The following is a 20,479-nucleotide window of genomic DNA, read 5'->3' on the forward strand; positions in this document are numbered from 1 at the left end:
ATCACTCTCCTCCGTCATGCTTAGGAAAACGCATGACGGAGGATGCCATGAAAAACCGAAAACTGACGGAAGCCGACGTAACGTCCGAGTCTGTCTTTATGTTACAGCGCCGCCAGATCCTGAAAATGCTTGGCATCAGCGCCACCGCGCTCTCGCTCTCGCCTTCGGCTCACGCTGACCTGCTCGACTGGTTTAAAGGCAACGATCGGCCGAAGGCCCCTTCCGGCGCCCCGCTCACCTTTACGAAACCCGCCCAATGGCAGAACAAACTGACGCTTACGCCAGAAGACAAAGTGACGGGCTATAACAACTTCTACGAATTTGGCCTCGACAAGGCCGATCCTGCGGCCAACGCCGGTAGTCTCAAAACCGATCCGTGGACGCTGAAAATCGACGGCGAAGTGGCAAAACCCCTGACGCTGGACCACCACGATCTGACCACCCGTTTCCCGCTCGAAGAGCGTATCTACCGCATGCGCTGCGTGGAAGCCTGGTCGATGGTGGTGCCCTGGATCGGCTTCCCGCTGCATAAATTGCTGGCGATGGTGGAGCCCACCAGCAACGCAAAATATGTCGCTTTCCAGACGCGGTATGCGCCGGACGAGATGCCGGGCCAGAAAGACCGGTTCATTGGCGGCGGGCTGGAGTATCCCTACGTTGAAGGGTTACGCCTTGACGAAGCCATGCACCCTCTTACGCTGCTGACCGTCGGCGTTTACGGCAAGGCGCTTCCGCCGCAGAACGGCGCGCCCATCCGTTTAACCGTGCCGTGGAAATACGGTTTCAAAGGAATTAAGTCTATCGTCAGCATTAAGCTCACCCGCGAGCGTCCGCCAACCACCTGGAATCTGGCGGCTCCGGACGAATACGGTTTCTTCGCCAACGTGAATCCGCACGTGGATCATCCGCGCTGGTCGCAGGCGACCGAGCGTTTTATCGGTTCCGGCGGCGCGCTGGACGTGAAGCGCCAGCCAACGCTGCTGTTTAACGGTTATGCGGATGAAGTGGCCTCGCTGTACCGTGGCCTCAATTTACGGGAGAACTTCTGAGTGCGTTTAACGGCAAAACAGATTACCTGGCTGAAAGTGCTGCTGCATTTAGCCGGAATACTCCCCTTTCTCTGGCTGTTCTGGGCCGCCAGCCAGGGGCTTTTTAGCGCCGATCCGGCCAAGGATATCCAGCATTTTACCGGTCGGATGGCTCTGAAATTTTTACTGGCCACCTTGCTCGTCTCGCCGCTGGCGCGCTACGCTAAACAGCCACTATTGATACGCACCCGTCGGCTTTTGGGGCTATGGTGTTTTGCCTGGGCCACGCTGCATCTGACCAGCTATGCCCTGCTGGAACTGGGAATTAACAATCTGACACTGCTTGGCCGCGAACTGGTGACGCGCCCTTATCTGACGCTGGGTATTGTAAGCTGGGTGATTTTACTGGCGTTAGCGCTGACATCCACGCAATATGCGCAGCGAAAGCTGGGCCGTCGCTGGCAGTTGCTGCATAACTTCGTCTATCTTGTCGCGATCCTCGCACCCATTCATTATCTGTGGTCGGTGAAGATCCTCTCTCCGCAGCCGGTCCTTTACGCGCTGGCGGCCGTGGCGCTTTTAGCATGGCGTTACAAGAAGTTCCGCCAGTGGTTGCGATAGTTCGCGAAACTGTGCGTTTTCCCGCAGATTGCCTCTCAACCGCAAATCTTTTTTGGATTGCGGTTGATAATCTTCCCTGATAAGACCAGTATTTAGCTGCCAAATGCTACGAAATCGTTATAATGTGCGACCTTGGTTCGCCTGACAGTGGTTTTTGGCCTCTGAAAAGGTGACATTTGCGCTTCGACGGTATATTTTGTTTTTTACCCGAAAATCGCAGGAGATAGCGGCATAATGACTGATAAGTTTCAGATCTTAGTTTTGAACGGACCGAACCTGAACATGCTCGGCAGCCGTGAGCCGGAGAAGTACGGCACGCTGACATTAAGCGAAATTGTTAACCGTTTGAGCACGGAAGCAGCGTCGCTGAATGTGGATTTGGATCATTTTCAGTCAAACGCGGAGTACGCAATCATCGACCGTATTCATCAGGCTAAAGACAATGTGGACTATATCCTGATCAATCCGGCCGCGTTTACGCACACCAGTGTTGCTATCCGCGACGCACTGCTTGCGGTGAGTATCCCGTTTATCGAGATCCACCTGAGTAACGTGCACGCCCGAGAGCCGTTCCGTCACCACTCGTATCTGTCGGATATCGCTGCTGGCGTTATCTGTGGACTGGGCGCAGACGGCTATTCATACGCTTTACAGACAGCGGTAAAACGCTTGTCACAATCACACTAAACAAGAGTACGGAACCCACTCATGGATATTCGTAAGATTAAAAAACTGATCGAGCTGGTTGAAGAATCAGGCATCTCCGAACTGGAAATTTCTGAAGGCGAAGAGTCTGTACGCATCAGCCGTGCAGCCCCAGCCGCTAGCTTCCCGGTAATGCAGCAAGCTTACGCTGCGCCAGTGCAGCAGCCTGCGCTCTCCGCAGCCGTTGCACCAGCAGCAGCTGAAGCCGCACCTGCCGCTGCAGCAGAAATCAGTGGTCACATCGTACGTTCCCCAATGGTTGGTACTTTCTACCGCACCCCGAGCCCGGACGCGAAGGCGTTCATCGAAGTGGGTCAGAAAGTCAACGTAGGCGATACCCTGTGCATCGTTGAAGCGATGAAAATGATGAACCAGATCGAAGCAGACAAATCAGGTACTGTGAAAGCGATTCTGGTCGAAAGTGGTCAGCCGGTTGAATTTGACGAGCCGCTGGTCGTCATCGAGTAACGAGGCGTACATGCTGGATAAAATTGTTATCGCCAACCGCGGCGAGATCGCACTGCGTATTCTTCGTGCCTGTAAAGAACTGGGCATCAAGACTGTCGCTGTGCACTCAAGCGCGGATCGCGATTTAAAACACGTATTGCTGGCGGATGAGACGGTCTGTATTGGCCCGGCTCCGTCCGTAAAAAGCTATCTGAACATCCCGGCTATCATCAGCGCCGCTGAAATCACCGGCGCGGTGGCAATTCATCCGGGTTACGGCTTCCTCTCTGAGAACGCCAACTTTGCTGAGCAGGTTGAACGCTCTGGCTTTATCTTCATCGGCCCGAAAGCCGACACCATCCGCCTGATGGGCGACAAAGTGTCGGCGATCACCGCGATGAAAAAAGCCGGTGTACCAACCGTACCAGGCTCTGACGGCCCTCTGACCGACGACATGGATGCTAACCGTGCTCATGCTAAACGCATTGGCTACCCGGTTATCATCAAGGCGTCCGGCGGCGGCGGCGGTCGCGGTATGCGCGTTGTGCGCAGCGATGCTGAACTGGCGCAGTCCATCTCCATGACCAAAGCAGAAGCGAAAGCCGCTTTCAGCAATGACATGGTGTACATGGAAAAATACCTGGAAAACCCACGCCACATCGAAATTCAGGTGCTGGCTGACGGTCAGGGTAACGCGATCTATCTGGCTGAACGTGACTGCTCCATGCAGCGTCGTCACCAGAAGGTGGTCGAAGAAGCACCAGCGCCAGGCATTACTCCGGAACTGCGTCGCTACATCGGCGAGCGTTGCGCTAAAGCGTGTGTCGATATCGGCTATCGTGGAGCGGGTACCTTTGAGTTCCTGTTCGAAAACGGCGAGTTCTACTTCATTGAGATGAACACCCGTATTCAGGTTGAACATCCGGTTACCGAAATGATCACCGGGGTTGACCTGATTAAAGAGCAGCTGCGTATCGCAGCCGGTCAGCCGCTGTCCATCAAGCAGGAAGAAGTTGTGGTGAAAGGCCATGCGGTAGAATGCCGTATCAACGCCGAAGACCCGAACACCTTCCTGCCAAGCCCGGGTAAAATCACGCGTTTCCACGCGCCGGGTGGCTTTGGCGTGCGCTGGGAGTCTCATATCTACGCCGGTTACACCGTACCGCCGTACTATGACTCAATGATCGGCAAGCTCATCTGCTACGGCGAAAACCGTGACGTGGCGATTGCCCGCATGAAGAACGCCCTGCAGGAACTGATCATCGACGGAATCAAAACCAACGTTGATCTGCAGATGCGCATCATGAGCGACGAGCACTTCCAGAATGGTGGAACCAACATCCACTATCTGGAGAAAAAACTCGGTCTGAACGAGAAGTAAGAGACCTGTGTTGTGAAAAGGCCGGATTATCCGGCCTTTTTTATTTCTGGGGCCTGGAAAGCCTCATCATGTACAATCCCCGCTTTCTTCATCCACAAGGGACAAAAAATGGACAAACGTTTTGTTCAGGCCCATAAAGAAGCGCGCTGGGCGCTGTGGCTGACCCTTCTCTATCTTGCTACATGGTTAGTAACCGCTTACTTACCAGACTCTGCTATTGGCATCACCGGCCTGCCGCACTGGTTCGAATTGGCCTGCCTGCTGGTTCCGCTGGTGTTTATCCTGCTGTGCTGGGCAATGGTGAAATTTATCTACCGGGATATTCCGCTGGAGGACGATGATGCAGCTTGAAGTCATTCTGCCGCTTGTCGCTTACCTGCTGGTCGTATTTGGATTGTCCATTTACGCCATGCGCAAAAGAACGACCGGTGCCTTTCTGAACGAGTATTTCCTCGGCAGCCGTTCGATGGGCGGCGTTGTGCTGGCAATGACGCTGACCGCGACCTATATCAGCGCCAGCTCGTTTATTGGCGGCCCCGGTGCGGCCTACAAATACGGGTTAGGCTGGGTTTTGCTGGCGATGATCCAACTGCCTGCCGTCTGGCTCTCGCTGGGCATACTGGGTAAAAAATTTGCCATTCTGGCGCGCCGTTACAATGCCGTGACGCTCAACGATATGCTCTTTGCCCGTTACCAGAGCCGCTTGCTGGTGTGGCTGGCGAGCTTGAGCCTGCTGGTGGCGTTTATCGGTGCGATGACCGTACAGTTTATCGGCGGTGCGCGTCTGCTGGAAACGGCGGCCGGCATCCCTTACGAGACAGGCCTCATCATCTTCGGGGTAAGCATCGCGCTCTATACTGCGTTTGGCGGATTCCGCGCCAGCGTGCTGAACGATACGCTGCAGGGAATGGTGATGCTCATCGGTACGATCGTTCTGCTGGTGGGGATTGTCCATGCGGCGGGTGGACTCACTCACGCGGTGGAAACCCTGGAAGCGATTGACCCGAAACTGGTCTCGCCGCAGGGCGCAGATGATATCCTCTCTCCGACCTTTATGACCTCATTCTGGGTGTTAGTCTGCTTCGGAGTAATTGGTCTGCCGCATACCGCCGTGCGCTGTATCTCCTATAAAGACAGCAAAGCCGTTCACAAGGGCATCATCATCGGGACGATTGTGGTCGCTGTCCTGATGTTTGGTATGCATCTGGCGGGGGCATTAGGGCGCGCGGTAATCCCCGATCTTACCGTGCCGGATCTGGTGATCCCGACGCTGATGGTCAAAGTGCTGCCCCCCTTTGCCGCCGGGATTTTCCTCGCTGCGCCAATGGCCGCCATTATGTCGACCATCAACGCTCAGTTACTGCAAAGTTCCGCTACGATCATTAAAGATCTCTATCTGAACCTGCGCCCTGAACAGGTTGAAAATGAACGTCGCCTGAAGCATATGTCGGCGGTGATTACGCTGGTGCTAGGCGCGTTGCTGCTGTTAGCCGCATGGCGCCCGCCGGAGATGATCATCTGGCTGAACCTGCTGGCATTTGGTGGGCTTGAGGCGGTATTCCTGTGGCCGCTGGTGTTAGGGCTCTACTGGGAACGCGCAAATGCTGCCGGTGCGCTGAGCGCGATGATTGTTGGCGGCGTGCTGTACGCCGTCCTCGCAACGTTTAAGATTCAGTACCTGGGCTTCCATCCGATTGTGCCTTCGTTACTGCTAAGTTTACTGGCGTTTGTGGTGGGGAACCGTTTCGGTCAGCCCGTCCCACAGCCCGCTATGATTTCTACTGATAAATAAAGAGTTTTGCCATGCCGTGGATCCAACTAAAACTGAATACAACCGGCGCGAACGCCGAAGAGCTGAGCGATGCGCTGATGGAGGCCGGCTCGGTCTCTATCACCTTCCAGGACACGCATGACACGCCGGTCTTTGAACCGCTGCCGGGCGAAACCCGCCTGTGGGGCGATACCGACGTGATTGGCCTGTTCGATGCTGAAACCGACATGAAAGAGGTCGTCGCGATTCTGAAAAACCACCCTCTGCTGGGCGCGGGCTTTGCGCACAAAATCGAACAGCTGGAAGACAAAGACTGGGAACGCGAATGGATGGATAACTTCCACCCGATGCAGTTCGGCAAACGTCTGTGGATCTGCCCAAGCTGGCGCGAGGTTCCTGATGAAAACGCGGTTAACGTCATGCTCGATCCGGGTCTGGCGTTTGGTACCGGCACCCATCCAACGACCTCCCTTTGCCTGCAGTGGCTGGATGGCCTCGATCTGGATGGTAAGACGGTGATCGACTTCGGCTGTGGATCCGGGATCCTTGCGATTGCCGCCCTGAAACTGGGCGCGGCAAAAGCTATCGGGATCGATATCGATCCGCAGGCCATTCAGGCCAGTCGCGACAACGCCGAGCGCAACGGCGTTTCCGATCGACTGGAGCTGTATCTGCCGGATGCGCAGCCAGAAGCCATGAAAGCCGATGTGGTGGTTGCAAACATTCTGGCGGGCCCATTGCGCGAGCTGGCTCCGTTAATCAGCGTGCTGCCCGTTGAGGGCGGTCTGCTGGGACTTTCGGGTATCCTGGCAAGCCAGGCAGACAGCGTGTGTGAAGCCTACGCCGATCTTTTCGCTCTCGACCCGGTGGTGGAGAAAGAAGAGTGGTGTCGTATTACCGGTCGTAAAAAATAAGCATTTGGCGTGGTCCTCTGACCACGCCCCTCTTCCTCTGATAATCCTCTCTCCCTCTGCCATTCTTCGGTAAAATAACCACACAAATCATGTTGATTTGTATTAAAAAATTCACCGGAAGAATATGATGAAACACATTACAGGCAAGGCAGCGCTGTTTGCGCTGAGCATGGTTTCGGCTTCAGCATTCGCATCACACTGGGGCTATGAAGGGGAAGGTTCACCGGAACACTGGGGTGAACTGGACGAGGCCTACAAGACCTGCCAGAGCGGGATGAACCAGTCTCCGATAAATATTGATTCGACCGCTAACGCCCATCTCTCCCCGCTGCAAACACACTACATTGATGGTCCTGTAACGCTGACCAATAATGGCCATACCATTCAGGCTAGCGAACAGGCTGACACCCGTGACACCATCACTCTGGACAAGCAAACCTGGACGCTCCAGCAGTTCCACTTCCATGCACCAAGCGAAAACACCGTGCACGGCAAGAAGTACGCGATGGAGATGCATCTGGTACATAAAAACAGCGCGGGTGAGCTGACCGTGGTAGCCGTCATGTTTGATAAAGGGGCTGCGAATCCGGAGCTGGATAAGCTGTGGAGCGTAATGCCGCAGCAGGCTGAACAGAACGTCTCCATTGAGAAGGATCTCAACCTGAACAAGCTGCTGCCGAAGGTGAAAACCTACTGGCGCTTTAGCGGATCTCTGACCACGCCACCGTGTTCTGAAGGGGTCACCTGGATCGTACTCAAACAGCCGTTAACCGTCTCAGCAGAACAGCTTGAGAAATTTACCCATACCATGCATCACGATAATAACCGCCCGGTACAGTCTCTGCATGGGCGCGTTGTGGTCGAATAACGCCCATTCTGAGGCTTAAGATCATGTTCTAAAATGCGACGCAGATCGCAAAGAAGAGGGAAAATCTGCTGCTAAAAACAGCAGATTATCCCGTTCAGGTAGGCCATTTATTCAGAAATGATGAGAAGTTACGGGAAATTGTAAGCGCTCATAAAATAGCCATTCCTGTCTAACACAATGATTTAAATAGTGAATAATTCTTAACGGAAAGATTGAGCGGCGATTCCTTGATCTACAACAGTGGATTGTTCAAAGTTTGGCCTTTCATCTCGTGCAAAAAATGCGTAATATACGCCGCCTTGCAGTCACAGTATGGTCATTTCTTAACTCATGCGCATCGGACACCACCAGCTTAGAAATCGCCTGATCGCAGCCCCTATGGCAGGTATTACCGACCGGCCGTTCAGGACGCTGTGCTATGAGATGGGAGCCGGTTTAACCGTATCCGAGATGATGTCGTCTAACCCGCAGGTTTGGGAAAGCGATAAATCCCGCCTTCGGATGGTGCACATTGATGAACCCGGTATTCGCACCGTGCAAATTGCCGGAAGCGTGCCTGAAGAGATGGCAGATGCCGCGCGTATCAACGTGGAAAGTGGTGCCCAGATTATTGATATCAATATGGGGTGCCCGGCCAAAAAAGTGAATCGCAAGCTTGCAGGTTCAGCCCTTCTGCAATACCCCGACCAGGTGAAAGCTATCCTGACGGCGGTTGTCAGCGCAGTGGACGTTCCTGTTACGTTAAAGATTCGCACGGGTTGGTCGCCGGAACACCGTAACTGTGTAGAGATTGCCCAACTGGCCGAAGACTGTGGCATTCAGGCCCTGACCATTCATGGACGCACGCGCGCCTGTTTGTTCAACGGTGAAGCTGAATACGACAGCATTCGGGCAGTTAAGCAGAAAGTTTCCATTCCGATTATCGCGAATGGCGACATAACTGACCCGCTTAAAGCCAGAGCGGTGCTCGACTATACGGGAGCTGATGCTCTGATGATAGGACGTGCCGCTCAGGGAAGACCCTGGATCTTTCGGGAAATCCAGCATTATCTGGACACTGGAGAGCTGCTTGCTCCCCTGCCTCTGGCAGAGGTTAAGCGCTTGCTTTGTTCGCATGTTCGGGAACTGCATGACCACTACGGTCAGGCGAAAGGGTACCGAATTGCGCGTAAACACGTTTCCTGGTATCTCCAGGAGCACGCTCCAGATGACCAGTTTCGGCGCACATTCAACGCCATTGAGGATGCCAGCGAACAGCTGGAGGCGTTGGAGGCATACTTCGAAAATCTTGCGTAATGAAATAAAGAGCTGACAGAACTATGTTCGAACAACGCGTAAATTCTGACGTACTGACCGTTTCTACCGTTAACTCTCAGGATCAGGTAACTCAAAAGCCCCTGCGTGACTCGGTTAAACAGGCACTGAAGAACTATTTTGCTCAACTGAACGGTCAGGATGTTAATGACCTGTATGAGCTGGTACTGGCTGAAGTTGAACAGCCACTGTTGGACATGGTGATGCAATACACCCGCGGTAACCAAACCCGCGCTGCGCTGATGATGGGTATCAACCGTGGTACTCTGCGTAAGAAACTGAAAAAATACGGCATGAACTGATACTAATCAGTTAAATGCTTGTTTAAAAAGGCGCTCTTCGGCATGGGGAAGCGCCTTTTTTATTCCCTGCTTCACTCCGTCAACGCTTTGTAAACCTTCACTTATCCCGCTTTAAAACCGCCGCTTTTGGTGTATATTTCCCCCACTTTACTGGCGCTCTTCTCGCGGAATGACACAATGATTCGTAAATACTGGTGGCTGGTTGTTTTTGCAATCTCCGTTTTGATTTTCGATGCACTTCTGATGCAGTGGATTGAACTGATGAGCACCGAAACCGATAAGTGTCGCAATATGAACTCCGTGAATCCCCTGAAACTCGTAAACTGTTCAGAGCTCGACTAGCCGCCTGATTGCGCAAACTCCCCGTGATTACCTACTAAAAACGGGGATTTAAATCCCTTTGAGCCATTACCCGACGGTGATAATGTCTCGCCCTTCTCAACCGCTCTAGCGTAACCCCACACTCGAGTAGAACCGTCCATGCTGGTCAGCCAATACAACCATATCCTTGTTGTCCTCTCCTTTGTTGTTGCCATCCTTGCCGCGTATACCGCACTGAATATGGCGGCACGTGTCGCCGGGAGTGAGGGTGTCGCTGCTCGCGTCTGGCTGGCTGGCGGCGGTATTGCAATGGGCATCGGCGTGTGGGCCATGCATTTTATCGGCATGCTGGCGATGGATCTCTCCATGAGCATGAGCTACAACGCCAGCCTGACGGTGTTATCCATGGTCATCGCCGTCGGGTCGTCACTGTTCGCGCTCTGGCTCGTGAGCTGCGATCAATTACGCTTGCGCCGTCTGCTGCCCGGTGCGCTGGTGATGGGAAGCGGTATTGTTGCCATGCATTACACCGGCATGGCCGCGCTGGAAGTGATGCCCGGGATAATCTGGGACAAGGCCTGGATGGCCATTTCGGTCGCCATTGCGCTTGCCGCTTCACTCGCGGCATTGTGGCTGACCTTCCGCCTGCGTCACGACGCCGCGCAGGTCGTGCTGATGCGCACGGGGGCCGCCATCACCATGGGCATAGCCATTGCCGGGATGCACTACGCCGGGATGAAAGCCGCACAGTTTCCGATGTCCACAATGGTTCACCATGAGGGTATTAACGGGAGCTGGCTGGCGGTGCTGGTGAGCGTTGTCGCGCTCTCTATTCTTGGGATTACCCTGTTGGTATCAATGCTGGACGCCCGCCTTCAGGCGCGTACCGCCCTTCTGGCCTCGTCCCTTGCAGAAGCTAACCGGGAACTCGCACAGCTGGCCCTGCACGATACCCTGACGCGGCTGCCCAACCGTATCCTGCTGGAAGACCGACTCGATCAGGCCATCAGCAAAGCCGATCGCGAGGGGACCCATTTTGCCCTGATGTTCATGGATCTCGACGGCTTTAAAGCCATCAATGACGCTTACGCCATGATGTCGGTGACAAGCTGCTGATTGCCGTAACGGAGCGCCTGCTGCATCTCCTGAAGGGCCAGTTCACCCTGGCACGTATCGGCGGTGATGAGTTTGTTCTGCTGGCTGAGGGGGAAGGCCCGGACGATGCGGCATCGCTGGCGAATTCGCTGGTGCGCGCGATCGATAGCCCGTTCAACCTCGACCACTATGAACTGATGGTCACCCTCTGCATTGGGATCGCGCTGTATCCTCACGACGGCAAAACCGAACGTGAGCTCATGTTTAACGCCGATGCGGCGATGTACCATACCAAGCATATGGGCCGGAACGGTTACCACTTTTTCCAGCCCTCGATGAATACGCTGGCGCAGACCCACCTTCAGTTAATGAACGATCTGTGGATGGCGATCGATCGCAATGAACTCCGCCTGCTGTATCAGCCAAAATTTCACGCCCCCGCCGGCCCTCTCCTTGGATTTGAGGCGTTATTGCGCTGGCAGCATCCTAAGCAGGGGTTACTGACCCCGGACCTTTTCCTGCCGCTGGCGGAGAAAACGGGGCTGATTATCCCTATCGGCAACTGGGTAATTAATGAAGCCTGTCGCCAGCTGCGTGAATGGCATCTTCAGGGACATCAAAGCTGGTCAATGGCAGTAAACCTGTCGACGCTGCAGTTTGAACAGCCTTCGCTGGTCAACACGGTTCTCAACTGCCTGGCACTTCATCATGTGCCACCAGAAATGTTGATCCTGGAGGTGACGGAAACCACGGCCATGAGCAACCCGGATGAAAGTGTACGGGTGCTGACAGAGCTGACGAAAGCGGGCGTAAAGGCCTCCATTGATGATTTTGGCACCGGCTATTCAAGCCTGCTGTACCTCAAACGCTTACCCGCCTGTGAATTGAAAATCGACAGGGCGTTCGTGAAAGAGCTCAGCGGAGAAAGCGAGGATGCCACCATTGTCTCAGCGATTGTGGCCCTCGCCAAAACACTCAATCTGAAAGTCGTGGCTGAAGGCGTAGAAACCGAAGCACAGCAGGCCTTTTTGACCGAGTTGGGTTGCAACACCCTTCAGGGTTATCTGTTAGGTAAACCCGTCAGCGCGCAAACCATAGAGGCGCTTTGTGCGCGAGGGGAGATGCTACCTGGCGCAGGGCTGTAAGCATCATCATGAGGCGATACGCGAATGACAGGGAGTGTCGCCAGAATGCTATCGACCAGGGCGGGCGCCTGCTGATAAAGATTGAAACTTTCGTTATTCATTAACCAGTTTTTAATTATTCCGCTAAAAAAGCCGTGGAATACGATCAAGGTCAGATCAACATTTACCTTTGGCGAAATGATGTTACGTGAAATACAGGCCTCCAGCGAGGCACGCAGCGTGTCATAATTGAATCCAATCCGTTTTCTGATGTCTCTCTCTGAAATCATGTCACTGCTAAATTCACATTTATGATACAGAATTTGTAAAAGTGCACATTGTCGAGGCTCACGCGCAATATACTGCAACGCAGTAATAAATTGCTCACGAAGTATTAACAATGGATCATCACCTTCGGAAAGGGAAAGCCTGTCGCGAATAATGTCGCGAAGCGGTAATTGCTGCTCCCAGATGGCATTAAATATTTCAGCTTTACTGGTGAAGTGCCAATAGATTGCACCGCGCGTCACATTTGCAGCATCCGCGATGTCCGTCAGCGTGGTGTTGGCTACGCCACGCGTCGCAAACTGCCCGATAGCCGCCTCAATCAACTGCTGCCGGGTTTGTTGAGCTTCTTCTTTCTTTTTCCGCGCCATAGACAACGACTCGCTACTCACAAAGTTTATACGTAACACAGGTCAGGAGAAAGAAAGTATTCACCAATTCCCGTTTTAGTTTTGCACAAAAAAAGTCAATCTTCTTAATTTATAGTTTAGCTAAATACATATTTAAGTTTAAATTCATGTCATGAATAAATGAGGCACATAAAGCGCTATTTAACTGATTAGCTTGCCGGAAGAAGACCGAGAAATAAACCGAGTCTGATTCTGATTTTTCTGCTCAGACCTTGCCATTCGCACTTATAAATTAAAAAACATTAAATACCCTCATTATTATACGCAGCTACATTTTATTTTTTTATCCCGCTGCCCCTGCTACCGATTCACGCTAAATATCGGTTACCGGGTATTTAAAGGAACAGTAATGACGAATCATTTCAGACGCTTACCCTTAGCCGGTTTCATTGTCTGCGCTGTGCTGCTCTCAGGATGCGATGGCCAGGAAAACCAACAACAACATCCGCAGGCTCCCCAGGTCACTGTGCATATTGTGAAAAGCGCACCGCTGGCTGTCACCACTGAACTCCCGGGCAGAACAGATGCGTTCCGCGTTGCAGAGGTTCGTCCGCAGGTTAGCGGTATTATCCTGCGTCGCAACTTCACGGAGGGCAGCGATGTAAAAGCTGGAGATTCGCTTTACCAGATTGATCCTGCAACCTATCAGGCGGCTTACGACAACGCCAAAGGCGAGCTGGCGAAGGCCCAGGCGGCGGCCAATATTGCTCACCTGACGGTGAAACGTTATCTCCCGCTGGTCGGTACACAGTATGTCAGCAAGCAGGAGTATGACCAGGCCGTGGCCACGGCCCAGCAGGCAGACGCCAGCGTCGTCGCCGCCAAAGCAGGCGTTGAAAGCGCGCGCATCAACCTTGCCTATACCAAAGTGACATCGCCCGTTGATGGTCGCATCGGCAAATCCAGCGTAACGGAAGGGGCGCTGGTCACCAACGGGCAGGCAGCGGCGCTGGCAACGGTTCAGCAGCTTGATCCGATGTATGTCGATGTCACCCAGTCCAGTAATGATTTTTTGCGCCTGAAGCAGACGAGCCTGCAAAAAGGCGATACCGCCAGCAGCGTTGAGCTACTGATGGAGAACGGGCAGCCCTATCCGCTGAAAGGCACATTGCAGTTCTCAGACGTCACGGTGGATCAAAGTACCGGCTCGATTACCCTGCGCGCCATTTTCCCGAATCCTCAACATCTGCTGTTACCGGGTATGTTCGTTCGCGCCCGGATTGATGAAGGTACGCAGCCGGATGCGATTCTGGTTCCCCAGCAAGGCGTGACTCGTACGCCGCGAGGCGATGCCACCGTGATGGTGGTGAACGATAAAAATCAGGTTGAGTCTCGCACCGTCGTTGCGCCTCAGGCGATTGGCGACCGCTGGCTGGTGACGGAAGGGCTGAAAAACGGTGACCGCGTGATTGTTAGCGGGCTACAAAAGGTCAGACCGGGCGTAACCGTCGTCGCCACGCCTGATACCACCACCGCTCCAGCCAGTTAAGGGACGACGACATGGCTAATTTCTTTATTCAGAGACCGGTTTTCGCCTGGGTACTTGCCATCATTTTGATGATTGCTGGTGGGCTAGCCATTCTCAAACTTCCCGTCGCACAGTATCCGACCATTGCGCCTCCCGCCGTGGCGATATCCGCGACCTACCCGGGAGCAGATGCTCAAACGGTGCAGGATACCGTGACCCAGGTTATCGAACAGAACATGAACGGTATCGATAACCTGATGTATATGTCCTCCACCAGCGATTCAGCGGGTAACGTCACCATCACCCTGACCTTCGAGTCCGGAACCGATCCGGACATCGCCCAGGTGCAGGTGCAGAACAAGCTACAGCTCGCCATGCCGCTGCTGCCGCAAGAGGTGCAGCAGCAAGGGATTGGCGTTGAGAAGTCCAGCAGTAGCTTCCTGCTGGTCGCCGGTTTTGTTTCAGACAACAAAAACCTCACGCAGAATGACATCTCCGACTATGTCGCCTCGAACGTCAAAGATGCCATCAGCCGAACGTCTGGCGTCGGTGACGTGCAGCTGTTTGGCGCCCAGTATGCGATGCGTATCTGGCTCGACAGCAATGCGATGAACAAATACCAGCTGACGCCGCTGGATATTATCAACCAGCTGAAAACGCAGAACGACCAGATAGCGGCAGGCCAGTTGGGCGGGACGCCATCCATCCCAGGACAGCAGCTGAATGCCTCGATCATCGCGCAAACCCGCCTGAAATCACCGGAAGAGTTTGGCCGCGTGACGCTCAAGGTGAACCAGGACGGCTCGATGGTGCATCTGAAGGATGTGGCTCGCATTGAGCTGGGTGGCGAAAACTACAACATGGTGACAAAAATCAACGGGCAGGCGGCAACCGGCCTGGGGATTAAGCTGGCAACAGGGGCAAATGCGCTGGATACAGCGGCAGCCATCAAGAGCAAGCTGGCACAACTGCAGCCGTTCTTCCCGCAGGGGCTAAAAGTCGTCTACCCCTATGACACCACACCGTTTGTGAAAATCTCCATCCACGAAGTGGTGAAGACCCTGTTTGAAGCGATTATTCTCGTCTTCCTGGTTATGTACCTGTTCCTGCAAAACCTGCGGGCAACGCTCATCCCGACTATCGCGGTTCCGGTCGTTCTGCTGGGTACCTTCGCGGTTCTGGCGGCGTTCGGTTTCTCCATCAATACCCTGACAATGTTCGGCATGGTGCTGGCGATAGGTCTGCTGGTTGATGACGCTATCGTGGTCGTTGAGAACGTTGAACGCGTCATGGTCGAGGACAAGCTGCCGCCGAAAGAGGCTACGCAGAAATCGATGGGACAGATCCAGGGGGCACTGGTGGGGATCGCCATGGTGCTCTCGGCGGTCTTTATCCCGATGGCCTTTTTTGGCGGCTCGACGGGGGCGATCTATCGCCAGTTCTCGCTAACTATCGTTTCCGCTATGGCATTGTCAGTACTGGTTGCGCTAATCCTGACGCCAGCGCTCTGTGCAACGTTGCTTAAGCCTGTTTCAGCCGATCATCATGAGAAAAAAGGGGGTTTCTTCGGCTGGTTTAATGCGCTCTTTGATAAGAGCGTTGAGCACTACAGTAACAGCGTGAGCGGTATCTTGCGCAAGACCGGACGCTATCTGTTGGTGTACGTCATTATTGTCGGTGGAATGGCGGTGCTCTTCCTGCGCTTACCGACCTCCTTCCTCCCCGAAGAGGATCAGGGGGTGTTTATGACAATGGTTCAACTCCCCGCAGGTGCAACCCAGACGCGTACTCAGCAGGTTCTCGACCAGGTTCAGGACTACTACCTGAACAAAGAGAAAGCAAATGTTGAATCCGTCTTTACCGTAAACGGCTTTAGCTTTAGCGGCCAGGGTCAGAACTCCGGTATTGCCTTCATCAGCCTGAAGCCCTGGGAAGAGCGTCCTGGGGCGGAAAATGGCGTTGAAGCTATTGTGGGTCGCGCGACAAAAGCTTTCAGCCAGATTAAAGACGGCCTTGTATTCCCGTTTAACCTGCCCGCTATTATTGAGTTAGGTACCGCAACGGGCTTCGACTTTGAACTTATCGATCAGGCTAACCTGGGGCATACCCAGCTGACGCAGGCGCGTAACCAGTTGCTCGGCATGGTGAAAGAGCATCCTGACCTGCTGGTGCGCGTACGTCCAAACGGTCTTGAAGATACGCCTCAGTTCAAACTGGATGTCGATCAGGAGAAAGCACAGGCGCTGGGCGTCAGTCTTTCTGACGTCAACCAGACGATTTCGACGGCCTTAGGGGGCACCTATGTGAATGACTTTATCGATCATGGCCGCGTGAAAAAAGTCTATGTACAGGCCGACGCGAAATTCCGTATGTTGCCAGGGGATATTAACAACCTTTATGTGCGCAGCGCGAACGGGGAAATGGTGCCGTTCTCAGCCTTTAGCAACGCTCACTGGGTTTATGGTTCACCTCGTCTGGAGCGCTACAACGGAATGCCTTCGATGGAGATCCTCGGCGAATCAGCCCCGGGTAAAAGTACCGGTGAGGCCATGGCTATGATGGAAAGCCTCGCGGCAAAATTGCCTTCCGGCATCGGTTATGACTGGACGGGAATGTCTTACCAGGAGCGACTTTCGGGTAACCAGGCGCCTGCACTGTACGCCATTTCACTGATCGTGGTGTTCCTGTGTCTGGCAGCGCTGTATGAAAGCTGGTCCATTCCGTTCTCCGTTATGCTGGTTGTGCCGTTGGGGGTCATCGGGGCCCTTCTCGCAGCCTCGCTGCGCGGGTTAAACAATGACGTCTATTTCCAGGTCGGCCTGCTGACCACAATTGGTCTGTCGGCGAAAAACGCCATCCTGATCGTCGAATTTGCTAAAGACCTGATGGAGAAAGAAGGTAAAGGCATCATTGAAGCTACGCTTGAAGCGTCAAGGATGCGCCTTCGACCGATCCTGATGACCTCCCTGGCCTTTATCCTTGGCGTCATGCCGCTGGTGATCAGTACCGGAGCCGGGAGCGGTGCGCAAAACGCCGTCGGTACGGGTGTGATGGGGGGAATGCTTTCCGCAACGCTTCTGGCGATTTTCTTCGTGCCCGTCTTCTTTGTGGTTGTTCGTCGACGCTTTACCCGCCATAAAGATTAACATTTCCCTAAAAAGGCACCTCTGGTGCCTTTTTTATTTTTAACATAAACAATGAATTAGGCATTAAGCAAAAGCTATGTTAAAAATACAGTGATTTGCATTAAGTAAAAACACTCTCTTACCCCTTCATAATGTCTCCATTAATTCGTCCGGAAATCGATTTTTCTCCACGATTTTTACAAACTACATAATTTGAGATTATTCCTCGTGTAACGCGGACTTACCCCGGTGGTAAAATAACCTCCAGTTCGTTAATTGCCCTCCTGGCTTTATAGCGGACGAGAAATAATACTGAGGTAACATCATGAAAAGATTCATTTCCGTTGCACTACTCGCTGCGCTGCTTGCTGGTTGCGCGCACGACTCTCCATGTGTACCGGTTTACGACGACCAGGGCCGACTGGTTCATACCAATACCTGTATGAAAGGCACCACCCAGGACAACTGGGAAACAGCAGGTGCGATCGCTGGCGGCGCTGCCGCAGTGGCGGGCTTGACGCTGGGTATTGTTGCCCTGACGAAGTAACATCAGTTAAGAAAGCGCGGCTCTGGCCGCGCTTTTGCTTTTAATCAGTGCACTATTTTCAAAGAAGTAAAAAAATAGCCCCGTATTTATTCGTGCCTTTCATTTCAGCCTGAAGCCAGTCACATCTTTTTCGTACACTTTTTTAAATTACCTGTTCTATTGTGATGATTTTCACACATTAATATTATTGAATATCCTGCCAATATTCACTCTGGAAACTATCTCTTCTTTTTTCTGGCGCGACTCAAAACTTTTGCTCCAATTTGTGGCACAGGTTGTAATTTCGCACCGTTTCAGGGCGCTCGTTTTATTTAAGCCTGTCTACACTCAGCATTAAGCGTTCACTCATCTCTTATTTTGCCGAACGCAAAACTGGCATTACGTTTGCTTTATAAACGTTGGCCAAAGCCACAGACAGGTAAAGCGTTTAAAAACGCCTCTATAACGATAAATTTCGCCACACAGGAAGCATTATGAAAAAGACGATGATAGCCAGCCTGGCCGCTGCAGGCATGATGTTTGCCGTAGCCGGTCAAGCCCATGCGGGAACGACACTGGATGCCGTTAAAAAGAAAGGTTTTGTTCAATGTGGTATCAGTGACGGTTTGCCTGGCTTCTCTTATGCCGATGCGAACGGCAAATTTACCGGTATTGATGTAGATGTCTGCCGCGGTGTTGCCGCCGCCGTTTTTGGCGATGACAGCAAGGTAAAATATACCCCGCTGACGGCGAAAGAACGCTTTACGGCACTGCAGTCCGGCGAGGTTGACATGCTCTCCCGTAATACCACCTGGACCTCCTCCCGCGACGCGGGTATGGGGATGTCATTTACGGGCGTGACCTATTATGACGGGATCGGCTTCCTGACCCACAATAAAGCAGGCCTGAAAAGCGCCAAAGAGCTGGATGGTGCGACCGTTTGTATTCAGGCGGGCACCGATACCGAGCTGAATGTCGCCGATTATTTCAAAGCAAATAACATGAAATACACGCCAGTGACATTTGACCGCTCGGATGAGTCGGCTAAAGCGCTGGAATCCGGCCGTTGCGACACGCTGGCTTCTGACCAGTCACAGCTGTATGCCTTACGCATTAAGCTGAGCAATCCGGCAGAGTGGATTGTCCTGCCTGAAGTGATCTCCAAAGAACCTCTCGGCCCTGTCGTTCGTCGCGGCGATGAAGACTGGTTCTCTATTGTTCGCTGGACGCTGTTTGCCATGCTGAACGCAGAAGAGATGGGCATCAACTCGAAAAACGTGGATGAGAAAGCGGCTAACCCATCTAATCCGGATATGGCGCACCTGCTCGGTAAAGAAGGTGATTTCGGCAAAGATCTGAAGCTGGATAATAAATGGGCTTACAACATCATCAAACAGGTGGGCAACTACTCGGAGATCTTTGAACGCAACGTGGGATCGGAAAGCCCGCTGAAGATCAAACGCGGCCAGAACAATCTCTGGAACAACGGCGGTATTCAGTACGCGCCACCAGTACGTTAAGTCATAGCTGTAACGGGCACTGCTCATGCAGTGCCCACTCCAGAGTCATGGTTACTGAGGTTTCTTTATGTCCCATCGCCGCTCAGCCGTAAAAGGATCGCTATCCTTTTCTCATCCCGCGGTCCGCGCCTGGCTATTCCAGATTATTGCTATTGTTGCGGTTGTTCTCATCGCCGTGTATCTCATCCATAACACCATCACCAACCTGAACAATCGCGGCATTACCTCCGGTTTTGCGTTTTTGGATCGCAGCGCGGGCTTTGGCATTGTTCAGCATCTTATTGATTACCAGGAAGGTGACACGTACGGACGCGTATTCGTGGTCGGTTTACTGAATACGCTGTTGGTATCGGCGCTTTGTATCGTCTTCGCGTCGATACTGGGCTTCTTTATTGGCCTGGCACGTCTTTCAGAAAACTGGCTCCTGCGGAAGCTGTCGACGGTTTATATCGAGACGTTCCGCAATATCCCCCCGCTGCTGCAGATCTTCTTCTGGTATTTCGCCGTACTGCGTAACCTTCCTGGTCCCCGTCAGGCCGTCGACGCGTTTGAGCTGTTTTTCCTGAGTAACCGTGGGTTGTCCATTCCTTCTCCTCAGCCGGGCGAAGGACTGTATGCTTTCATCGGCGCAATTGTGATAGCGCTTGCCCTCTCCGCTGGGGTATTCCGTTTTAACCGCAAGCATCAGATCAAAACCGGTCAGCTTCGTAGAACCTGGCCCACCGCAGTCATCCTGATCGTTAGCCTGCCGCTAGTGGCACACTGGCTATTTGGCGCCGCGTTGCACTGGGATGTTCCCCATCTGCGAGGCTTTAACTTCCAGGGTGGAATGGTGTTAATTCCTGAACTGGCGGCTCTGACATTGGCGCTATCGATTTATACCTCAGCCTTTATCGCTGAGATTATTCGTGCCGGGATCCAGGCCGTCCCGCACGGGCAACACGAAGCGGCACGCTCACTAGGATTACCGCATACGGTGACGCTTCGTCAGGTCATTATTCCGCAGGCGTTGCGGGTCATCATTCCGCCGCTGACCAGCCAGTATCTCAACATTGTCAAAAACTCGTCGCTGGCCGCCGCTATTGGTTACCCGGATATGGTGTCACTCTTCGCCGGAACCGTGCTTAACCAGACCGGACAAGCCATTGAAACCATCGCCATCACCATGTCTGTCTATCTCATCATCAGCCTGGTAATTTCACTGCTGATGAACCTCTATAACCGTCGTATAGCACTGGTCGAGCGCTAAGGATC

At 53.3% G+C, this 20,479-nt stretch carries 18 protein-coding genes and 1 pseudogene; 18 read left to right on the plus strand and 1 reads right to left on the minus strand.

Features of this window, described 5'->3' with window-relative positions; genetic code table 11:
• Window positions 1–47: 47 nt before the first annotated feature.
• From msrP to ACEPLT_RS20285, 13 genes and pseudogenes are all read left to right on the plus strand, one after another.
• A complete protein-coding gene (gene msrP, locus ACEPLT_RS20225; RefSeq protein ID WP_008502853.1) occupies window positions 48–1,049 on the plus strand; it encodes a protein-methionine-sulfoxide reductase catalytic subunit MsrP in 1,002 nt (333 codons plus the stop codon).
• Window positions 1,050–1,649: a protein-methionine-sulfoxide reductase heme-binding subunit MsrQ gene (gene msrQ / locus ACEPLT_RS20230; protein WP_008502854.1), complete on the plus strand. Its 600-nt coding sequence runs from the start codon at window positions 1,050–1,052 to the stop codon at window positions 1,647–1,649. It begins immediately after the preceding gene.
• Window positions 1,650–1,883: 234 nt separating this feature from the next.
• The gene (gene aroQ / locus ACEPLT_RS20235) at window positions 1,884–2,336 is read left to right on the plus strand and encodes a type II 3-dehydroquinate dehydratase (protein ID WP_232927487.1); all 453 of its coding nucleotides are present in this window, start codon (window positions 1,884–1,886) and stop codon (window positions 2,334–2,336) included.
• Between the two features lie 21 nt (window positions 2,337–2,357).
• The gene (accB, locus tag ACEPLT_RS20240; protein ID WP_008502856.1) at window positions 2,358–2,822 is read left to right on the plus strand and encodes an acetyl-CoA carboxylase biotin carboxyl carrier protein; all 465 of its coding nucleotides are present in this window, start codon (window positions 2,358–2,360) and stop codon (window positions 2,820–2,822) included.
• 10 nt (window positions 2,823–2,832) lie between these two features.
• Window positions 2,833–4,182 carry an acetyl-CoA carboxylase biotin carboxylase subunit gene (gene accC, locus ACEPLT_RS20245; RefSeq protein ID WP_003860388.1) on the plus strand — a complete coding sequence of 450 codons (1,350 nt, stop codon included), beginning with the start codon at window positions 2,833–2,835 and terminating at the stop codon, window positions 4,180–4,182.
• 108 nt (window positions 4,183–4,290) lie between these two features.
• The gene (locus ACEPLT_RS20250) at window positions 4,291–4,533 is read left to right on the plus strand and encodes a YhdT family protein (RefSeq protein WP_232927488.1); all 243 of its coding nucleotides are present in this window, start codon (window positions 4,291–4,293) and stop codon (window positions 4,531–4,533) included.
• Window positions 4,523–5,974 (plus strand): sodium/pantothenate symporter, encoded by a 1,452-nt coding sequence (gene panF, locus ACEPLT_RS20255; RefSeq protein ID WP_008502858.1) that lies wholly within the window; start codon window positions 4,523–4,525, stop codon window positions 5,972–5,974. Before ACEPLT_RS20250 ends, panF begins: the two co-directional genes overlap by 11 nt.
• A gap of 11 nt (window positions 5,975–5,985) precedes the next feature.
• Window positions 5,986–6,867, plus strand: coding sequence for a 50S ribosomal protein L11 methyltransferase (gene prmA, locus ACEPLT_RS20260; protein WP_232927489.1), 882 nt, complete (start codon window positions 5,986–5,988; stop codon window positions 6,865–6,867).
• A 127-nt stretch (window positions 6,868–6,994) separates the two neighbouring features.
• Window positions 6,995–7,735: a carbonic anhydrase gene (locus ACEPLT_RS20265; protein WP_021242291.1), complete on the plus strand. Its 741-nt coding sequence runs from the start codon at window positions 6,995–6,997 to the stop codon at window positions 7,733–7,735.
• Between the two features lie 330 nt (window positions 7,736–8,065).
• Window positions 8,066–9,031 (plus strand): tRNA dihydrouridine synthase DusB, encoded by a 966-nt coding sequence (dusB, locus tag ACEPLT_RS20270; RefSeq protein WP_008502861.1) that lies wholly within the window; start codon window positions 8,066–8,068, stop codon window positions 9,029–9,031.
• 23 nt (window positions 9,032–9,054) lie between these two features.
• Window positions 9,055–9,351: a DNA-binding transcriptional regulator Fis gene (fis, locus tag ACEPLT_RS20275; RefSeq protein ID WP_000462905.1), complete on the plus strand. Its 297-nt coding sequence runs from the start codon at window positions 9,055–9,057 to the stop codon at window positions 9,349–9,351.
• A gap of 177 nt (window positions 9,352–9,528) precedes the next feature.
• The gene (locus tag ACEPLT_RS20280) at window positions 9,529–9,693 is read left to right on the plus strand and encodes a DUF2556 family protein (protein ID WP_008502862.1); all 165 of its coding nucleotides are present in this window, start codon (window positions 9,529–9,531) and stop codon (window positions 9,691–9,693) included.
• 138 nt (window positions 9,694–9,831) lie between these two features.
• Window positions 9,832–11,912 (plus strand): annotated as a pseudogene (locus ACEPLT_RS20285) (putative bifunctional diguanylate cyclase/phosphodiesterase).
• Here ACEPLT_RS20285 and envR read toward each other — a convergent pair.
• Complete coding sequence (gene envR / locus ACEPLT_RS20290) at window positions 11,828–12,547, minus strand: acrEF/envCD operon transcriptional regulator (RefSeq protein ID WP_008502864.1); 720 nt, start codon at window positions 12,545–12,547, stop codon at window positions 11,828–11,830. The pseudogene ACEPLT_RS20285 and the gene envR sit on opposite strands and share 85 nt — an antisense overlap.
• Window positions 12,548–12,935: 388 nt before the next feature.
• Between envR and ACEPLT_RS20295 the strand changes: the two genes are divergently transcribed.
• The 5 genes from ACEPLT_RS20295 to ACEPLT_RS20315 all read left to right on the plus strand — a co-directional run bounded on the left by ACEPLT_RS20295 (window position 12,936) and on the right by ACEPLT_RS20315 (window position 20,474).
• Window positions 12,936–14,075, plus strand: a complete 1,140-nt coding sequence (locus tag ACEPLT_RS20295; protein ID WP_045372042.1) for an efflux RND transporter periplasmic adaptor subunit — start codon at window positions 12,936–12,938, stop codon at window positions 14,073–14,075.
• An 11-nt stretch (window positions 14,076–14,086) separates the two neighbouring features.
• Window positions 14,087–17,200, plus strand: a complete 3,114-nt coding sequence (locus tag ACEPLT_RS20300) for an efflux RND transporter permease subunit (protein ID WP_023294691.1) — start codon at window positions 14,087–14,089, stop codon at window positions 17,198–17,200.
• 304 nt (window positions 17,201–17,504) lie between these two features.
• Entirely contained in the window at window positions 17,505–17,726 is a 222-nt protein-coding gene (locus ACEPLT_RS20305; protein ID WP_008502867.1) for a lipoprotein, read from the plus strand.
• 473 nt (window positions 17,727–18,199) lie between these two features.
• Window positions 18,200–19,225, plus strand: coding sequence for an amino acid ABC transporter substrate-binding protein (locus tag ACEPLT_RS20310; protein ID WP_021242295.1), 1,026 nt, complete (start codon window positions 18,200–18,202; stop codon window positions 19,223–19,225).
• A 67-nt stretch (window positions 19,226–19,292) separates the two neighbouring features.
• On the plus strand, window positions 19,293–20,474 hold the full coding sequence (locus ACEPLT_RS20315; protein WP_008502869.1) for an amino acid ABC transporter permease: 1,182 nt from the start codon (window positions 19,293–19,295) through the stop codon (window positions 20,472–20,474).
• The last annotated feature ends 5 nt before the right edge of the window (window positions 20,475–20,479 follow it).

The sequence above is a fragment of the Enterobacter sp. fkY84-1 genome (genome assembly GCF_052974705.1).